This is a genomic window from Streptomyces sp. 351MFTsu5.1 (assembly GCF_000383655.1).
In the GTDB taxonomy this organism is placed as follows: domain Bacteria; phylum Actinomycetota; class Actinomycetes; order Streptomycetales; family Streptomycetaceae; genus Streptomyces; species Streptomyces griseorubiginosus.
The window spans coordinates 22,170-38,704 of the sequence record NZ_KB911807.1 but is presented as its reverse complement, the minus strand read 5'-3'; the positions used below and the strand labels follow the sequence as shown (position 1 = coordinate 38,704).

The 16,535-nt window shown below is 71.0% G+C and carries 16 protein-coding genes; 4 read left to right on the top strand and 12 right to left on the bottom strand.

What is annotated here, in order from left to right; all coding sequences use genetic code 11:
* The 5 genes from H295_RS44515 to H295_RS0141835 form a co-directional block, all read right to left on the bottom strand.
* A partial coding sequence (locus H295_RS44515) for a Gfo/Idh/MocA family protein (RefSeq protein ID WP_020141338.1) occupies positions 1-642 on the bottom strand: 642 nt, incomplete at its 3' end.
* Positions 643-878: 236 nt separating this feature from the next.
* Positions 879-1,931, bottom strand: coding sequence for a substrate-binding domain-containing protein (locus H295_RS0141850; RefSeq protein ID WP_020141337.1), 1,053 nt, complete (start codon positions 1,929-1,931; stop codon positions 879-881).
* Positions 1,932-1,948: 17 nt separating this feature from the next.
* A complete protein-coding gene (locus H295_RS0141845) occupies positions 1,949-2,968 on the bottom strand; it encodes an ABC transporter permease (protein WP_028810245.1) in 1,020 nt (339 codons plus the stop codon).
* The gene (locus H295_RS0141840) at positions 2,965-4,482 is read right to left on the bottom strand and encodes a sugar ABC transporter ATP-binding protein (protein ID WP_028810244.1); all 1,518 of its coding nucleotides are present in this window, start codon (positions 4,480-4,482) and stop codon (positions 2,965-2,967) included. The genes H295_RS0141845 and H295_RS0141840 overlap by 4 nt, the downstream gene beginning before the upstream one ends.
* Positions 4,483-4,723: 241 nt before the next feature.
* Positions 4,724-5,905: an ROK family transcriptional regulator gene (locus tag H295_RS0141835; protein WP_020141334.1), complete on the bottom strand. Its 1,182-nt coding sequence runs from the start codon at positions 5,903-5,905 to the stop codon at positions 4,724-4,726.
* A gap of 290 nt (positions 5,906-6,195) precedes the next feature.
* On the opposite strand from H295_RS0141835, the gene H295_RS0141830 reads away from it, so the two are divergent.
* A complete protein-coding gene (locus H295_RS0141830; protein WP_020141333.1) occupies positions 6,196-7,029 on the top strand; it encodes an NAD(P)H-binding protein in 834 nt (277 codons plus the stop codon).
* A gap of 18 nt (positions 7,030-7,047) precedes the next feature.
* Here H295_RS0141830 and H295_RS0141825 read toward each other — a convergent pair whose 3' ends face one another.
* From H295_RS0141825 to H295_RS0141810, 4 genes are all read right to left on the bottom strand, one after another.
* Positions 7,048-7,725: a GntR family transcriptional regulator gene (locus H295_RS0141825; protein ID WP_028810243.1), complete on the bottom strand. Its 678-nt coding sequence runs from the start codon at positions 7,723-7,725 to the stop codon at positions 7,048-7,050.
* 149 nt (positions 7,726-7,874) lie between these two features.
* Entirely contained in the window at positions 7,875-8,813 is a 939-nt protein-coding gene (locus H295_RS0141820) for a beta-ketoacyl-ACP synthase III (RefSeq protein WP_020141331.1), read from the bottom strand.
* A gap of 147 nt (positions 8,814-8,960) precedes the next feature.
* Entirely contained in the window at positions 8,961-9,098 is a 138-nt protein-coding gene (locus H295_RS47715) for an MFS transporter small subunit (protein WP_020141330.1), read from the bottom strand.
* Positions 9,064-10,398: an OFA family MFS transporter gene (locus tag H295_RS0141810; protein ID WP_028810242.1), complete on the bottom strand. Its 1,335-nt coding sequence runs from the start codon at positions 10,396-10,398 to the stop codon at positions 9,064-9,066. Before H295_RS0141810 ends, H295_RS47715 begins: the two co-directional genes overlap by 35 nt.
* Positions 10,399-10,636: 238 nt before the next feature.
* Between H295_RS0141810 and fdhD the strand changes: the two genes are divergently transcribed.
* Positions 10,637-11,485, top strand: coding sequence for a formate dehydrogenase accessory sulfurtransferase FdhD (gene fdhD / locus H295_RS0141805; RefSeq protein ID WP_020141328.1), 849 nt, complete (start codon positions 10,637-10,639; stop codon positions 11,483-11,485).
* A 15-nt stretch (positions 11,486-11,500) separates the two neighbouring features.
* On the opposite strand, the gene H295_RS0141800 is transcribed toward fdhD, so the two are convergent.
* Positions 11,501-12,031, bottom strand: coding sequence for an isochorismatase family protein (locus H295_RS0141800; RefSeq protein ID WP_020141327.1), 531 nt, complete (start codon positions 12,029-12,031; stop codon positions 11,501-11,503).
* Positions 12,032-12,169: 138 nt separating this feature from the next.
* Between H295_RS0141800 and H295_RS0141795 the strand changes: the two genes are divergently transcribed.
* A complete protein-coding gene (locus tag H295_RS0141795) occupies positions 12,170-13,396 on the top strand; it encodes a DUF4185 domain-containing protein (protein ID WP_028810241.1) in 1,227 nt (408 codons plus the stop codon).
* Here the strand turns inward: H295_RS0141795 and H295_RS0141790 are convergent.
* Entirely contained in the window at positions 13,332-14,429 is a 1,098-nt protein-coding gene (locus H295_RS0141790; RefSeq protein WP_020141325.1) for a bile acid:sodium symporter, read from the bottom strand. The two genes, H295_RS0141795 and H295_RS0141790, sit on opposite strands and share 65 nt — an antisense overlap.
* Positions 14,430-14,569: 140 nt before the next feature.
* Here H295_RS0141790 and H295_RS0141785 point away from each other — a divergent pair, with 140 nt between their 5' ends.
* Positions 14,570-15,433 carry a LysR substrate-binding domain-containing protein gene (locus H295_RS0141785; RefSeq protein ID WP_020141324.1) on the top strand — a complete coding sequence of 288 codons (864 nt, stop codon included), beginning with the start codon at positions 14,570-14,572 and terminating at the stop codon, positions 15,431-15,433.
* 33 nt (positions 15,434-15,466) lie between these two features.
* On the opposite strand, the gene H295_RS0141780 is transcribed toward H295_RS0141785, so the two are convergent.
* Entirely contained in the window at positions 15,467-16,453 is a 987-nt protein-coding gene (locus tag H295_RS0141780; protein ID WP_020141323.1) for an Lrp/AsnC family transcriptional regulator, read from the bottom strand.
* Positions 16,454-16,535 lie beyond the last annotated feature (82 nt).

The window sequence follows — 16,535 nt, the reverse complement described above, 5'->3', positions numbered from 1 at the left end:
CAGGTACTGGGCGAGGTCGATGATGTGGGCGCCGAGGTCGCCGAGTGAGCCGGAGCCGGCCTTCTCCCTGCGCAGCCGCCACGTCAGGGGGAACTCCGGGTCGACGAGCCAGTCCTGAAGGTATGTCACCCGGATGTGTCGGAGCGTGCCGAGTCGTCCCTCGGCCACCATGCGGCGGGCCAGCGCGGTGGGCGGGGGCCGCCGGTAGTTGAAGCCGACCATCGTCAACTGGCCGCGCGCATGGGCCTCTTCGGCCGCCCGAGTCATGGCCTGCGCCTCTTCGACGGTGTTGGCGAGGGGTTTCTCGCACAGCACGTGCTTGCCCGCCTCCAGCGCCGCGATCGCGATCTCCGCGTGGCTGTCACCCGGGGTGCAGATGTCGACGAGGTCGACGTCGTCCCGCTCGACCAGGGCCCGCCAGTCGGTCTCGGCCGCCGCCCAGCCGTGCCGGTCGGCGGCCCGGCGCACGGCGTCCGCGTCCCGGCCGCAGATCGCGGCGAGCACCGGGCGCAGGGGCAGGTCGAAGACGCGCCCCGCGGTCCGCCAGCCCTGGGAGTGGGCGGCGCCCATGAAGGCGTAGCCGACCATGCCGACCCGCAGAGGCGGCACCTCGGCCTCTTCTGACTGCTGCGGCTGTGCCATGCGCGATGTCCTCCTCGTCGTCGTGGCCTGGTGGGGGGTGCAGCCCGGTCCGTCGACGAACCGGGCTTCCGGGACCCGTGCCGTGAACCCGTCGACGCACCGGGCTTCCGCGGGCTGTCCCGTGAATGCGTCGATGAACCGGGCCCCTGGGGCCCGTCCCGTTGACCGGCCCGGCCGCGGTGCACCGCTGTCCACCGCCGGCCCGGTCGCCGGGACCGACCCTGTTTCGTTACGCCTCACTTGAAGCCGGTGGACATGTACTGGTCGACGTTGGTCTTGTCGACCACGGCCGAGTAGAGGGTGAGGGAGGCCGGGATCTCGAACTCGGCGAGGCCGCTCACCCCCTTGGCCTGGCCGAGGGCGCGGGCGAGGTCGATCGCGGAGGCGGCCATGGTCGGCGGGTAGAGGACCGTGGCCTTCAGGACACCGTTGTCCTGCTTGATGGCCTGGAACGCGGACAGGGCGCCCGCGCCACCGACCATGAGGAAGTCGTCGCGCCCGGCCTGGTCGATGGCGCGCAGCGCACCCACGCCCTGGTCGTCGTCGTGGTTCCACAGCGCGTCGAAGGACGACTGGGCCTGGAGCAGCTGGGCCATCTTCGCCTGCCCGGACTCCACGGTGAACTCGGCGGCCTGGCGGGCCACTTTGCGGACGTTGGGGTAGTTCTTCAGGGCGTCGTCGAAGCCCTGGGTGCGCTGTTTGGTGAGTTCCAGGTTGTCCAGGCCGGCCAGTTCGATGACCTTGGCGTTGGACTTGCCCTTGAGCTTCTGACCGATGTAGTGCCCGGCGTTCAGCCCCATGCCGTAGTTGTCGCCGCCGATCCAACAGCGGTACGCCTGCGGGGTGTTGAAGATGCGGTCCAGGTTGACCACCGGGATCCCGGCGCGCATGGCCTTGAGGCCGACCTGGGTGAGGGCCTTGCCGTCGGCGGGCAGGATGACCAGGACGTCGACCTTCTTGTTGATGAGGGTCTCGATCTGGCCGATCTGCTGGGCGGTGTCGTTGGAGCCCTCGGTGATCTCCAGGGTGACGTCGGAGTACTTCTTCGCCCGGTTCTTGGCGTTGTCGTTGATCGCGTTGAGCCAGCCGTGGTCGGCCTGGGGCCCCGCGAAGCCGATGGTGACGGCCTTGCCGGGCTTGTCGTCGGCGGCCGGCTGGTCGTTCGCGGCGGGCTCGTCGTCACCGGAGTCGTTGCTGGTGCAACCTGCGAGGAGGGCACCGGCCCCGACGGCGGCGGTCCCGAAGAGCAGCCCTCTGCGGGTGGGAAGTCGACCATTACGTTGCTGCATGGCGGTGAACCCTTTCCTCAGGTCGTGCTTGCGGTACGGCGCTGGACCAGCACGGCGGCGACGATGATCGCTCCCTTGGCGATCTGCTGGACGTCGCTCTGCAGGTTGTTCAGGGCGAAGATGTTGGTGATCGTGGTGAAGATCAGGACACCGAGCACGGACCCGGTGATGGTGCCGCGGCCCCCGGTGAGCAGGGTTCCGCCGATGATCGCGGCGGCGATGGCGTCGAGTTCGTAGAGGTTGCCGTTGGTGTTCTGGCCGGAGCCGGACAGGATGATCAGCAGGAAGGCCGCGATGCCGCAGCACAGCCCGGACAGCAGGTAGAGGTAGAGGCGCTGGCGGCGGACGTCGATGCCGGCGAGGCGGGCCGCCTCGGCGTTGCCGCCGACCGCGACGGTGCGCCGGCCGAAGGTGGTGCGGTTCAGCACGAGCCAGCCGATGATCGTCACGACCGCGAAGACCATGACGAGCGGCGGGACGCCGAGGACATAGGCGTCGCGTTCGCCGAGGTCGAGGACGGAGGGCACGGTGACGATCTGCGTGCGGCCGTCGGTGATCTGGAGGGCGAGTCCGCGCGCCGAGGCGAGCATGGCGAGCGTGGCGATGAAGGGGACCATCCCGCCGTACGCGACGAGCAGTCCGTTGACCAGGCCGCAGCCGACCCCGACGAGCACCGCGGTGAAGAGGATGCCCGTGAAGCCGTACTCCTGGGTGGCGACGGTGGTGGCCCACACCGAGGCGAGGGCGACGATCGCGCCGACGGACAGGTCGATGCCGCCGGAGGTGATGACGAAGGTCATGCCGACGGTGACGACGCCGATCACCGAGGCCTGGGTGAGGACGAGTTGGAGGTTGCGGCTGTCGAGGAACTCGTCGGGCTTGGTGATGCCGCCGATGAGGATCAGGACGGCGAGCACGCCGAGGAGGGAGAGGGTGCGGACGTCGGCACGCGCGAACACCCCTCGCCACGCGGACGGTTCACTCACCGAGGGCGCCTTGTCGGCACTTCCCCTGGGCGGGGACACGGGCTGCGTCATGACGCCGGGCTTCCTTCCATGACGAGGTCGAGTACGCGGTGTTCGTCGAGCTCACGGGCGGGCGCGGTGTGTACGACACGGCCCTCGCGGAGCACCAGGACGCGGTCGGCGAGGCCGAGCACCTCGGGGACCTCGCTGGAGACCAGCAGCACGGCGAGCCCTTCGTCGGCAAGGCGCCTGACGACGGCGTACAGCTCGGCGCGGGCGCCGACGTCGACGCCCCGGGTGGGTTCGTCGAGGAGCAGGACCCGGCAGCCGCGCAGCAGCCAGCGGGCCAGGACGGCCTTCTGCTGGTTGCCGCCGGACAGGGTGCGGATCGGCACGGCGGGGTTGTCGGGGCGCAGCGACAGTTCGCGGGTGGCCGCCCGGGCCGCGCCGAGTTCGGCACCCCGGTCGATCCAACCGCCGCGTGAGAAGCGGGACATGGAGGAGACGGAGACGTTGCGGGTGACCGACTCCAGCATCAGCAGCGCCTGCGCCTTGCGTTCCTCGGGGGCGAGCCCGATCCCGGCCCGCACGGCGGCCCGCACACTGCCCGGCTTCAACACCTTGCCGTCCACAACGACTTGACCGGCGGTGGGCTTCCGGGCGCCGTAGATCGTCTCAAGGATCTCGGAGCGTCCCGAGCCGACGAGTCCGGCGAGGCCGACGATCTCCCCGGGGTGCACGGAGAGATCCAGGGCCGTGAACTCGCCGTCACGGGCGAGCCCTTGGACCTCCAGGACCGCCGGTCCGGCCGGCACCACGACCGGACGCTCCGGGAAGACGTACTCGACGTTGCGCCCCGTCATGAGCGCCACGACCTCACGCGTCGGCGTCGACTTCGCGGGCAGCCCGACCGCCACGGCCCGCCCGTCCTTCAGGACGGTGACCCGGTCGCCGATGCGCCGGATCTCCTCCAGGCGGTGGGAGATGTAGACGACGGCCACCCCCTCGGCGGTGAGGTCGCCGACGATCCGGAAGAGGTTGTCGACCTCGTCGGGGTCGAGTGCGGCGGACGGTTCGTCCATCACGATCAGCCGTACGTCGTGGGAGAGGGCCCGCGCCATGGACACGATCTGCTGCTGCGCCGCCGACAACTCCCCCACCAGGCGCGCCGGATCGATCTCCGGATGACCGAGACGCTTCAGCAGCAGGCCGGTCGAGGCCTTCGCCTGCTTTCCCCGTACGACGAACCCGGCGGCCGTGGGTTCATGCCCGAGGTGGACGTTTTCGGCCACGGACAGGTGCTCCACCAGGTCGAGTTCCTGGTAGATGGTCGCGATGCCGAGGCGCATGGCGGCGATCGGTGAACGGAGGGTGACCTCGTCTCCGCGCCAGCGGATGGTGCCGGTGTCGGGCTGGTGGGCGCCGGCCAGGACCTTGATGAGGGTGGACTTCCCGGCCCCGTTCTGGCCGAGCAGGCAGTGCACCTCACCGGCCTGGACGTCGAGGTCGACGCCGTCGAGGGCCCGGACTCCGGGGAAGGACTTGGTGATGCCGGACATGCTGAGCAGCGGTGGTTCTGGTGCCATGAGGTCCCCTTGGCGGGCGTGCGGGCCGGTTTCAGGGCAGGGCGAGGCAGGGCAGGGCGAGGCAGGGCGCTGTGCTGGTGCGCCGTGTCAGGAACGGACCTGCGCGGGTGAGCAACAGGGCTGTACAGGTGCGGAACGGACGTGCGCGGTGAGAAACGGACCTGTGCGGGTGCGGAACGGACATGCGCGGTGACAGACGGACCTGTGCGGGCGGAACAGACTTGCGCGGTGCGGAACAGACCTACGCGGGTGAGAACAGGTGGTCGCTGATGAGCCGGGCCGCGCCGATGACTCCGGCGGTGGGCCCCAACTCACCCAGCACGATGGGCAGGTTGCCGGTCGCCAGCGGCAGCGACTGGCGGTAGACCTGAGTGCGGATCGCGGCGAGCAGGGTGTGGCCGAGGCCGGTGACCCCGCCGCCGATCACCACCAGGCCCGGGTTGAAGAAGGAGACCAGTCCGGCGATGACCTGGCCGGTCCGGTTGCCGCCCTCGCGGATCAGGTCGAGCGCGGTGGCGTCTCCGGCGGCGGCCGCCACGGCCACGTCGGCGGCCGTCAGGGTGCCGTTCGCGGCGAGCCGGGCGGCGAGTTCCTCCGACCGCCCCTGCTCGACCGCCTCCACGGCGTCCCGGGCCAGGGCCGCCCCGCTGAAGTGGGCCTCCAGGCAGCCCCGGTTGCCGCAGGCGCACGGGCGGCCGTCGGGCACGGCCTGGATGTGCCCGATGTCGCCGGCGCTGCCCGTCACCCCGCGGTGGACCTCACCGCCGGCCACGATGCCGCAGCCGATACCGGTACCGATCTTGACGCAGAGGAAGTCGCCCACGGACCGTGCCACCCCCGCGTGCATCTCCCCCATCGCCATCAGGTTCACGTCGTTGTCGACCATGACCGGACAGCCGAGTTCCTGACTGAGCGCCTCCCGCACGGGAAAGCCGTCCCAGCCCGGCATGATCGGCGGCGCCACCGGAACACCCTCCGGGAAGCGCACCGGCCCAGGAACACCGATACCGGCCCCGTCGAAACCCTCCGCGAGCCCAGAGGCCTTCAACTTCGCGGCCATGGACAGGACTTGCTCGAAGACCGCGACCGGGCCCTCGCGGACGTCCATCGGCTGGTTCAGGTGCCCCAGGATCTCCAGTTCGGCGTTGGTGACGGCGACATCGACCGAGGTCGCGCCGATGTCGACGCCGAGGAAGCGCAGGGCGGGGGCGAGCCGGATGTTGTGGGACCGGCGTCCGCCGCGGGAGGCGGCGAGTCCGTCGGCCACGATCAGGCCCGTCTCCAGCAGCCGGTCCACCTCCACGGCCAGCTTGGACCGTGACAGGTCGACCTCGTCGCCCAGCTGCGCACGGGAGTTGGGCCCTCCGTCGCGCAGCAGCTTGAGCAGCTTGGCCTGATGGGCGTTCGCAGGTCGTGCCGTCATGCGTCTCACGAGCCCCTCCCCGCCTCATCCGGCCACCCGTTGGCGTGCTTTCGAGGGGAACGTAGCAGCGGCTGCCCCACCTGGGAAGAAGCCGTGCAGAGATTGATACCGACTTTCGCCACTCACTGGACAAAGACTCGCCGTACTCGGGCGCCGAGCGGTGCAGAGTGGCGCGCTCTGGCGCCGAGCGGTGCAGAGCGGCGTGCTCTGGCGCACTCGGCACCCGCCCCCGCAGGATGGGCCCGACGGCCGCCCGCCCCAGCGTGACGGGCCCGGCGAAGGGGGAGCCCATGTTTCTGGTGACGGGCGCGACGGGGAACGTCGGCGCCGAACTCGTGCGCGCGCTGGCGGAGTCCGGCGAGCGGGTACGGGCGCTCAGCCGGGCCGGGCGGAGCGAGGGGCTACCGGCGGGCGTCGCGGCCGTGGCGGGAGATCTCGACCGGCCCGAGTCGGTGCGTCCCGCGCTCGACGGCGTACGGGGACTGTTCCTGATGCCGGGATACGGCGGGCAGCGGCAGATCCTCGCGGATGCGCGGGACGCGGGAGTGGAGCGGGTGGTCCTGCTGTCGGGGCGGTCCGCGGGCACCGGCGACCGGGGCAACGCGGTCGCCGGCTATCTGATCGACGCGGAGGACGCGGTGCGCGCCTCGGGGCTGCGCTGGACGTCGTTGCGGTGCACGAGCTTCATGTCCAACGCGCTCCGGCTGGTGGAGCAGATCGCCAAGGGCGACACGGTCCGGGTGCCGTTCCCCGACGCGCGCACGGCCGACGTCGATCCCTACGACATCGCCCAGGTCGCTCTGTACGCGCTGCGCTCGGACGACTGGGCGGACCGCGCACTCGAACTCACCGGTCCGCAGGCGCTGTTGCCCGCCGACCGCATCCGGATCCTGGGCGAGACACTGGGCCGGGACCTGCGTGCCGTGGGACTGACGCACGAGGAGACACGCGCCGAGCTGGAGGCGTCCGGCATGCCGAAGCCGTATGTGGACGCCTTCTTCGCCTTCTTCGTCGACGGCACCCTGGACGAGTCGGAGGTGCTGCCGACGGTGGAGCGGGTGACGGACCGTGCGCCTCGCACCTTCGACCAGTGGGCGCGGGTGCACGCGGCGGCCTTCGGCTGAGGCGCCCTGCGCGGCCGGTCAGGCCCGCTGACGTGCGTGGTACGACGTCCGGGTGTGCTCGGTGTGCTCCCGCATCAGCTCGGTGGCGCGCTGTTCGTCGCGGTCGGCGATGGCGGCGATCAGCTCCCGGTGCTCGATCCAGGACTGCCGGCCACGCTGACGGGCGATCGGCGTGTAATACCACCGCACCCGACGATCCACCTGCCCCGCCAACTCCGCCAGCACGGCATTACCCGCCAACTCCATGACCTTCGCATGGAAACGAGCGTTCAGAGCGACCGCGGCATCGACATCATCCGCGGCGACAGCCCTCTCCCCCTCCGCACACAGAGCCTCCAGCGCAGCGACACCCTCACTGCCCGCGTTCACAGCCGCCAACCGCGCCGCCTCAGCCTCCAACAACGTCCGCACCGTCAGAAGCTGATCCGCCTCCGCATCCGTCGGCTCATGCACGAACGCACCCTGAGCCGGCCGCAGATCCACCCACCCCTCGGTGTTCAACCGCTGCAACGCCTCACGCACCGGCTGCCGCGACACCCCCAAATGCCCCGCCAGCTCACTCTCCACCAAATGCTGACCAGGCTGAAGCGCACGCGTCGTGATCAACTCCAACAACGCCCCGTACACACGATCACGCAGCGGACCCGGACGTTCGAGCTTCGGCACGGATCCCTGCGGCAGTCCTGTCGACAGCATCGCGGTCCCCCTCCTCGACGGGCGGACTTGTCCATTGCGTTTTGTCTACAGTCTACGGCGTTGGGTGGCCAGGTAAACCGGCAGTCGGCCTCCTCACACACCCGACCGTCCATTTCAGGAACGGCGGATGTGTCAGGAACGGCGGTGTTTCAGGGACAGCGAACGACCTGGCCCGCGTAGGAGAGGTTGCCGCCGAAGCCGAACAGGAGGACCGGGTCCCCGGTGGAGATCTCGCCCTGCTCGACCAGCTTGGAGAAGGCCATCGGGATGCTCGCCGCCGAGGTGTTGCCGGACTCGGTCACATCGCGGGCGACCACCGCGTTCGCGGCGCCGATCTTCTCCGCGAGGGGTTCGATGATCCGCAGGTTGGCCTGGTGCAGGACGACCGCGGCCAGGTCGGCCGGGGTCAGACCAGCGCGCTCGCAGGCCTGCCGGGCCAGCGCCGGCAGCTTGGTGGTGGCCCAGCGGTAGACGCTCTGCCCCTCCTGCGCGAACCGTGCGGGCTCGCCCTCGATCCGCACGGCGTGCCCCATCTCGGGCACCGACCCCCACAGCACGGGCGAGATGCCGGGGACGTCTGCCCCCTCCACGACCGCCGCGCCGGCCCCGTCGCCGACGAGCACACACGTGGTGCGGTCGCTCCAGTCGGTCACCGCGGACATCTTGTCCGCGCCGATCACCAGCGCCCGGGTCGCCGCACCGGCCCGTACCGTGTGGTCGGCGGTGGCCAGCGCATGGGTGAAACCGGCGCACACCACGTTGACGTCCATCGCCGCGGGCGAGGGGATGCCGAGCCGGGACGCGACCCGCGCGGCCATGTTCGGGGAACGGTCGACGGCGGTCGAGGTGGCGACCAGGACCAGGTCGATGTCGGCGGGAGCGAGCCCGGCCGCGGCCAGCGCCTTGGCGGCGGCGTGCGCGGCGAGCTCGTCGACCGGCTCGTCGGGACCGGCGATGTGGCGGGTACGGATCCCCACCCGTGACCTGATCCACTCGTCGCTGGTGTCGACCAGGGCCGCCAGGTCCTCGTTGGTGAGCACCTTCGCGGGCTGGTAGTGGCCGACGGCAGCGATCCGCGAGCCGTTCATGGGGGTCCCCCTCGTTGCCTTGGGTAGCCGGATCCACCAGTCTGAACAGTGACTCACGGGTACGCGGGCACGTAAGGCCACAGGAATCGGGCGCCCGAGTTGTCGGCTTCCCTCACTCTCTCGGACGCCCGAACACCTGCCGAACAGTTACCCGGTGAACAACTGGGTCGCCTTCTGGACCAGCTCGTAGAGCCCGTACGCGAGCGGCGCGCCCACCCACACCCAGGCGAGGGCGATCAGCGGACGCCGGTCAGGCGGACTCTGGCTGCTGTCGTGCTCCGACATCGGCTGCCTCCCTCGGTGCGGGAATGTGGTGACGGACGTTGACGGGGCGGACCAGCTCGTTGGCGACGAAACCGACCACCAGCAGCCCGATCATGATGAAGAACGAGAGGCCGTAGAGCGCGGATCCGCTCTTGCCCGCCTCCTCCTGGCGGTCGGCGATCCAGTTCACGATGAGCGGCCCGAGGACGCCCGCCGTCGACCAGGCGGTGAGGAGCCGGCCGTGGATGGCGCCGACCTGGTAGGTGCCGAAGAGGTCCTTCAGATAGGCGGGGACGGTGGCGAAACCGCCGCCGTAGAACGACAGGATCACCAGCGCGCACAGGATGAACAGCGGCTTGGAGGAGTCGCCGAACAGGGCGATGAGCCCGTACATCACCGCGCCGACGCCCAGGTAGACCCGGTAGATGTTCTTGCGTCCGATCAGGTCGGAGGTCGAGGACCAGCCGATCCGGCCCGCCATGTTGGCCGCCGACAGCAGCGCGACGAAACCGGCCGCGGCCGACACCGAGACGGGGGTGGAGGTGCCCTTGAAGAAGTCCGTGATCATCGGGGCGGCCTTCTCCAGGATGCCGATGCCCGCGGTCACGTTCATGCAGAGCACGACCCACAGACACCAGAACTGGGGCGTGCGCACGGCGTTGCGGGCCGAGACCTGGGGCCCCTCGAAGGCGCTGGGGGCGCTCTCGACGGGCTTCTCGCTGCGCGGTACGCGCACCAGCAGGACGCCGAGGAGCATGAAGACGGCGTACGACAGCCCGTGCACGAGGAACGCGAGCGCGATCCCGGAGCTGTCGGAGCCGAAGGACTCCAGCATCTGCGCCGACCAGGGCGAGGCGATGAGCGCGCCGCCGCCGAAGCCCATGATGGCGATGCCGGTCGCCATGCCGGGCCGGTCGGGGAACCACTTGATCAGGGTGGAGACGGGCGAGATGTAGCCGATGCCGAGGCCTATGCCGCCGACGAAGCCGTAGCCGAGGACGATCAGCCAGTACTGCTCGGTGGCAGCGCCCAGCGCGGACAGCAGGAAACCGGACGAGAAGCAGATCAGCGCCACGGTCATCGCCCAGCGCGGTCCGTTGCGCTCCACGAGGGTGCCGCCGAACGCGGCGGACAGGCCGAGCATCACGATGCCGAGCTGGAAGGGCAGTGCGCTCTGTGTGCCGCTGAGGCCGAGCGCGGACTCGAGCGGCGGCTTGAACACGGACCAGGCGTAGGCCTGACCTATGGAGAGATGGACCGAGAGAGCGGCCGGGGGCACGAGCCAGCGGCTCCAGCCCGGGGGCGCGACAGGGGGACTCATGATCCCGGACGGTAGGAACTGACAAGCGAATTGAAAAGGCGGCACGTCGACCGTATGCGATGAGCGGTATCCAGCACGCGCCGAACGGTCGTGCCGATGGATCAGACCTGTTGCTCACCCTCGAGAGACTTCATACTGTAGACAGTATGGCCTGCGAGGTCGCACTCCATGTGCAGGACAATGAGATCGTGAAGGCCGTTCGGCCACCAGCACGTACAGAACCGGGACTGAGAGACATATGGGACGAGTCACGGAACGACGCAAGGTGATCCGCATCCGCGACGGGGCGGTCTCGTCCCGGCCGGACACACTGGTCGCCGAGGAACCGCTGGAGATCCGGCTGAACGGCAAGCCGCTCGCGATCACCATGCGCACCCCCGGGGACGACTTCGCGCTCGCCGCCGGTTTCCTGGTGAGCGAAGGGGTGCTCGCCGAGCAGGATGATCTCCAGAACATCGTCTACTGTGCGGGCGCCACGGCGGACGGCTCGAACACCTACAACGTCGTGGACGTGAAGACGGGACCCGGTGTGGTGATCCCCGACATCACGCTGGAGCGGAACGTGTACACGACCTCGTCCTGCGGCCTGTGCGGCAAGGCGAGCCTCGACGCCGTCCGGACGACGGCCCGCTGGCCGATAGCGGACACCCCTCCGGTCCGTGTGGACCCGGACCTGCTGGCGACCCTGCCCGACCGGTTGCGCGCGGCCCAGCGGGTCTTCGACCGGACCGGGGGCCTGCACGCCGCCGCCCTGTTCAGCGAGGACGGCGAACTGGTGGACGTACGGGAGGACGTGGGCCGCCACAACGCGGTCGACAAGCTGGTCGGCCGTGCCCTCCAGAACGGCGACCTGCCGCTGTCCCGCACCACGCTGCTCGTCTCCGGCCGGGCGTCCTTCGAGCTCGCGCAGAAGGCGGTGATGGCCGGCATCCCGGTGCTCGCGGCGGTGTCCGCGCCGTCGTCGCTGGCGGTGGACCTGGCCGCGGAGACGGGACTGACGCTGGTGGGCTTCCTGCGGGGCAGCTCCATGAACGTGTACGCGGGCGAACACCGGCTGGCACTGGAGACGGCGGTCGCCACGAACTGACGGCGCCGGCGGGGCTCAGTCCGCCGAGGTGAAGCGCACCTGATCCACCGTCACCACCGTGCCCAGGCGCGGGAAGTCGAGCCTGGTGGACGCCTCGTGCTCGGCCGTGGTGAAGGCGGCCATGGCGTCCTCGACGAAGACCAGGTCGTAGCCGAGGTCACCGGCGGCGCGGGCCGTGGACTCGACGCCGAGGTTGGTGGCGATCCCGCCGAACACCAGCGTGGTGACGTCGTGTTCACGCAGGCGGGCGTCCAGGTCGGTGCCCTGGAACGCGCCGATGGTCCGCTTCACGATCTCGATGTCGCCGTCCCGGGCGAGACCGGCCACGAGTCCGCTGCCGGGCGGCTGCTCGGCGACGCCGGGCCGCTGGACGCGCACCAGCACGACGGGCGCGCCGGCCGTCCGGAACGCGGCCGCCAACTCCTCGGCGGCGGCGAGCACTTCGGTTCCTTTTCGGGGTTCAAGGGGCAGTGCGACGATTCGGTCCATCAGGTCGACGAGCACGAGGGCGGTGCGTGCGGGATCGAGCGCGAGGGGTGCGGTCATGACGGAACGTTATCCGCCGTCAGCCCTGCGTGCCGGAGATCCGGATCAACAGGCCCGTGAACCGGGCGCGTTCGGTGGCACCGTCCTCCCTCCGCTCCCCATGGACCAGCCGTCCCCCAGCCGCTAACGTCGCCAACCGTGCCCGAGGACGGACGAGTGCGGCGGTGGAGCGGGAGCGGGGTCGGTCTGCTGCTGGCGCTGGTGCTCGTGGCCGTCGGGGTGGGCGTGCTGACCGACCGCGACGGGGGTGAGAGCGCCCGTTGCACGCCGCGCACCATCGGCGCCTGGTCGGCCGACGACCCGCTCACCGCCGAGTTCGCCCGGTACGGCGACGACCCCGCCCGCGCCGACGACTGGACCGGCGGGGACGGTACGCACTCGGTGCGGCTGCCGGACGGCCGCCTGCTGTGGCTGTTCTCCGACACCTACCTCGGCGCGGTGTACGGCCCGCCCAACCCGTTCGGCGAGCCGTACACCTGGCGCGACACCACGGCCCCGCTGGTGCGCAACTCGGCGGTGCTGATGCGCGGCGGCCGCCTGGAGTCCACCCTCCCCGCCCCGCTGTTCCCGGACCCGGCCCCGAACCAGTGGCGCTGGCCGGTCGCGGCCCGGGTCGAGCCCCGCTCCCCCGGCTCCGCCGAGCAGGTCGTCAGGGTGCTGCTGTGGGTGCGTACGACGGGCCCTCACCCCTGGATCTACGGCGTCCCGACCGCCACCGAGGTCGCCACGCTCTCCCTGCCCGACCTGCGCGTCGAGTCGGTCACGAGGGTCCTGGACGAGCAGCGGGTCGAGGATCCGTCCCGGCGGGTGCTGTTCGGGACCACCCTGGTCGAGGACGGCGAGTGGACGTACGTCTTCGGGGGCGACGACGGGCAGGCCACGTCCCGGAACGCGTCCTCCGCGTACGTGGCCCGGGTGCCGGTCGGCGGCCTCGGGGAGCCGGGTGCCTGGGAGTACTGGGACGGTTCGGCGTGGACGACGGGCGCCCGTCCGCGCCCGGTGCTCGGGGACGGACGGCGCACCGGGGTGGGCAGCGCCTTCTCCGTCGTACGGCAGGACGGGACGTACGTGCTGTTCACCATGGCCGCGGGGACGAAGGGACTGGCGGCGGTGACGTCGTACTGGGCCTGCTCCCTCACCGGGCCCTGGCACGGCCCCGAGGGGGACTTCACCCCGCGCCTGCCTGCCGGACAGGTCGCCGCCTACAACCCGCAGACGCATCCCGCCGTGTCCGCAGGGGGCCGGCTGGTGCTCAGTTACGACGTCAACTGGCTGGAGACGGCGGGGGCCTCGGCGCAGCTCAACCGGAACGTGTCGCTGTACCGACCGCGGTTCGTGACGCTGAGGCTGGTCCCGCGGCGTTGACCCCTGCGGTCCCGGCCGTGGCCTCCTCCCCCGTCTCCTCCTCCGGCAGCGGGTCCTGCGAGCGGCGCTTGGCGATCACGGCGCAGACCATCAACTGCATCTGGTGGAACAGCATCAGCGGCAGCACGGCGAGCGAGGCGTGCGCGCCGAACAGGACGCTGGCCATGGGCAGTCCGGAGGCGAGGGACTTCTTCGAGCCCGCGAACTGGATGGCGACGCGGTCCTCCCGGCCGAAGCCGAGCACCTTGCCGCCGTACCAGGTCAGGGCGAGCATCAGGGCGAGCAGGACGGCCTCGACGACCATCAGTCCGCCGAGCCTGAGCGGGCTCACCTGGTGCCAGATGCCCTGGACCATGCCCTCGCTGAACGCGGTGTAGACGACCAGCAGGATCGACCCGCGGTCGACGAGACCGAGGACCTTCTTGTGGCGGGTGATGAAGCCGCCGATCCAGCGGCGGGTCAACTGGCCCGCCAGGAACGGCACGAGCAGCTGGAGCACGATCTCCAGGAGCGAGTCGGCCGAGAAGCCGCCGCCGCTGCTGCCGAGCAGGGCGGCCGCCAGCAGCGGGGTGACGACGATGCCGACCAGGGAGGAGAAGGAGCCGGCGCAGATCGCGGCCGGGACGTTGCCGCGGGCGATCGAGGTGAAGGCGATGGAGGACTGGATGGTGGAGGGGACCAGGGTGAGGAAGAGCAGGCCCTGGTAGAGCGGGTTCGTCAGGAAGACCGGGACGAGTCCGCGGGCGGCCAGGCCCAGCAGCGGGAAGATCACGAAGGTGCAGGCGAGGACGGTGACGTGCAGTCGCCAGTGCTTGAGGCCGTCCAGGGCCTCACGGGTGGAGAGGCGGGCGCCGTACAGGAAGAAGAGGAAGGCGATCGCCGCCGTGGAGGCTCCGGAGGCCACGTCCGCCGAGGTTCCGCGCGCCGGCACGAGGGCGGCGAGGCCCACGGTGCCGAGCAGCAGCAGGATGTACGGGTCGACCGGCATCCAGGCCGGCCACTTCAGGCGCTTCACGATGCTCCACTTGCTCATGTTCGACGGCGGTACGGGGACATGCCGGGTGCCTCCCCCTCAGGGCGGGAGTTCCCCCTCCATCGTCCTCCTTCACCCCTTGATCGGGAATCCCGCATACCACTCTGACTGTCATCACGATTCGCGATAACCTGTGGGGTGTGTACGACCCGTCGCAGTTGCGTACGTTCCTGGCGGTGGCACAGACCCTGAGCTTCACGCAGGCCGCCCGGCGGCTCGGGCTGCGCCAGTCGACCGTGAGCCAGCATGTCCGGCGCCTCGAGGACGCGGCGGGGCGGCAGTTGTTCAGCCGGGACACCCATTCCGTGGAGCTGACCGAGGACGGCGAGGCGATGCTCGGTTTCGCGCGCCGGATCCTGGAGGTGCACGAGCAGGCGACGGCGTTCTTCACGGGCACGCGTCTGCGGGGCCGGCTGCGGTTCGGGGCGTCGGAGGACTTCGTGCTGACCCGGCTGCCGGAGATCCTGGAGGGCTTCCGGTACGACCATCCCGAGGTCGATCTGGAGCTGACGGTCGAGTTGTCGGGCACGCTGCACGAGCAACTCACCGCCGGGAAGCTCGACCTGGTGCTGGCCAAACGGCGTCCCGAGGATCCGCGCGGTGAACTGGTCTGGCACGACCGGCTGGTGTGGATCGGGGCGGAGCGGCTGCGCCCGGACACCGAGCGACCCGTGCCGTTGATCGTGTACCCGCCGCCCGGGATCACCCGGGCGCTCGCTCTGGAGGCGCTGGAGCGCCAGGGGCGGGAGTGGCGGATCGTCTGCACCAGCGGAAGCCTGAACGGCCTGATCGCGGCGGCACGGGCGGGGCTGGGGGTGATGGCGCACTCCCGGGGCCTGGTGCCGCCCGGCCTGGTGCGGGTGCCGGACCGCTTCGGCCTGCCGGAACTGGGACGGGTCGACTTCGTCCTGGTGCACGGCCCACGCCGCACCGCGGCCCAGGGCGCGGCGGACGCCCTCTCCGCAGCGATCCTGGCAGCCGGCGACCGCCTGCACCGAGGATGAGACGACCCACAGCCCCAGCGCTCCCCGATCCCCCTACCGCCCCCGATACGTCAGCTGCTTGACCCGGCGCAGGAACACCGTCGTGTCCACATGCCGCACCCCCTCCAACTGCCCCAGCGGGCCGCTGAGGTAGGCGTACAGGTCGGCGGTGTTCCGGGCCAGCACGGAGGCGATGATGTTGCACGGGCCGGTCGCCGCCGACGCGTGGGCGATGCCGGTGTGCCCGGCCAGCGCCTGCCCCACGGAGTGCAGCGCGGACGGTGCCGCGGTGATCCACAGCAGGGCCGAGACCGGGTGGCCGAAGATCCCCGGATCGCACTCCGAGTCGACGAACACGGCACCCGACGCGAGCAGCGCCGCGAGCCGGCGTCTGGCGGCGGACTCGGTGAGGCCCGTGGCCCGCTGCACCTCGGGGTAGCCGGCCCGCCCGTCCCGCTCCAGCGCGGCCAGCAGCGGCTCGTCCTCCGGTGTGATCCGCACATGGCCCGGGGCCGCTTCGTGACGGGGCCGCAGCGCCTCGGTCTCCTCGGCGGTGAGCGCGCCGAGCTTGGAGACCCAGCTCTGCGCGCCGCCGTAGAAGCGGTGCAGCAGTTGGTGCGCGCGGATCTCCACCACGCTGGGGGTGCGCGGGAGCTTGCCGAGCAGCAGGTCGTCGTGGTCCCCGGAGCTGCGCGGCCGGGTCATGCACAGGACCTCGGTGCCGCCCGAGGCGAGCCCCACCCAGGAGGTGTCGGGGCGCTTGGCCAGCGCCTCCGCGATGGCCGGCGCGCTGTCCGGGGCGCAGCGCACCCGCAGCATCCACTGGTCCTCGCCGAGCCGGTGGGCGTCCCGCATCACCACGACCCGCAGCCCGCCCTCGGCGCACAGCCTGCGGTAGCGGCGGGCGACGGTCTGGTCGGAGACGCCGAGCACCGCGGCGACACGGCTGAAGGAGGCCCGGCCGTCGAGGGCCAGCGCGGACAGCAGCCGCCGGTCGAGCGTGTCGAAACCGGGCGAGGAGGTGTGGGATTCCGTCTGCATGCGGCCCTCCGGTGTCGGGTTCCGGCACCGAGGCGCCCCCAGCCGTGCCGTTCGGCCGGTGTGGCTCATCGTACGGAGTCGT

Coding starts and splice junctions, on each gene's coding strand:
- fdhD (WP_020141328.1), top strand. CDS start 10,637: ATGGGACGAGTCACGGAACGACGCAAGGTGATCCGCATCCGCGACGGG.
- H295_RS0141820 (WP_020141331.1), bottom strand. CDS start 8,813: ATGAACGGCTCGCGGATCGCTGCCGTCGGCCACTACCAGCCCGCGAAG.
- H295_RS0141790 (WP_020141325.1), bottom strand. CDS start 14,429: ATGAGCAAGTGGAGCATCGTGAAGCGCCTGAAGTGGCCGGCCTGGATG.
- H295_RS0141835 (WP_020141334.1), bottom strand. CDS start 5,905: ATGACGGCACGACCTGCGAACGCCCATCAGGCCAAGCTGCTCAAGCTG.
- H295_RS0141840 (WP_028810244.1), bottom strand. CDS start 4,482: ATGGCACCAGAACCACCGCTGCTCAGCATGTCCGGCATCACCAAGTCC.
- H295_RS47715 (WP_020141330.1), bottom strand. CDS start 9,098: ATGTCGGAGCACGACAGCAGCCAGAGTCCGCCTGACCGGCGTCCGCTG.
- H295_RS0141845 (WP_028810245.1), bottom strand. CDS start 2,968: ATGACGCAGCCCGTGTCCCCGCCCAGGGGAAGTGCCGACAAGGCGCCC.
- H295_RS0141830 (WP_020141333.1), top strand. CDS start 6,196: ATGTTTCTGGTGACGGGCGCGACGGGGAACGTCGGCGCCGAACTCGTG.
- H295_RS0141850 (WP_020141337.1), bottom strand. CDS start 1,931: ATGCAGCAACGTAATGGTCGACTTCCCACCCGCAGAGGGCTGCTCTTC.
- H295_RS0141800 (WP_020141327.1), bottom strand. CDS start 12,031: ATGACCGCACCCCTCGCGCTCGATCCCGCACGCACCGCCCTCGTGCTC.
- H295_RS0141825 (WP_028810243.1), bottom strand. CDS start 7,725: ATGCTGTCGACAGGACTGCCGCAGGGATCCGTGCCGAAGCTCGAACGT.
- H295_RS0141810 (WP_028810242.1), bottom strand. CDS start 10,398: ATGAGTCCCCCTGTCGCGCCCCCGGGCTGGAGCCGCTGGCTCGTGCCC.
- H295_RS0141780 (WP_020141323.1), bottom strand. CDS start 16,453: ATGCAGACGGAATCCCACACCTCCTCGCCCGGTTTCGACACGCTCGAC.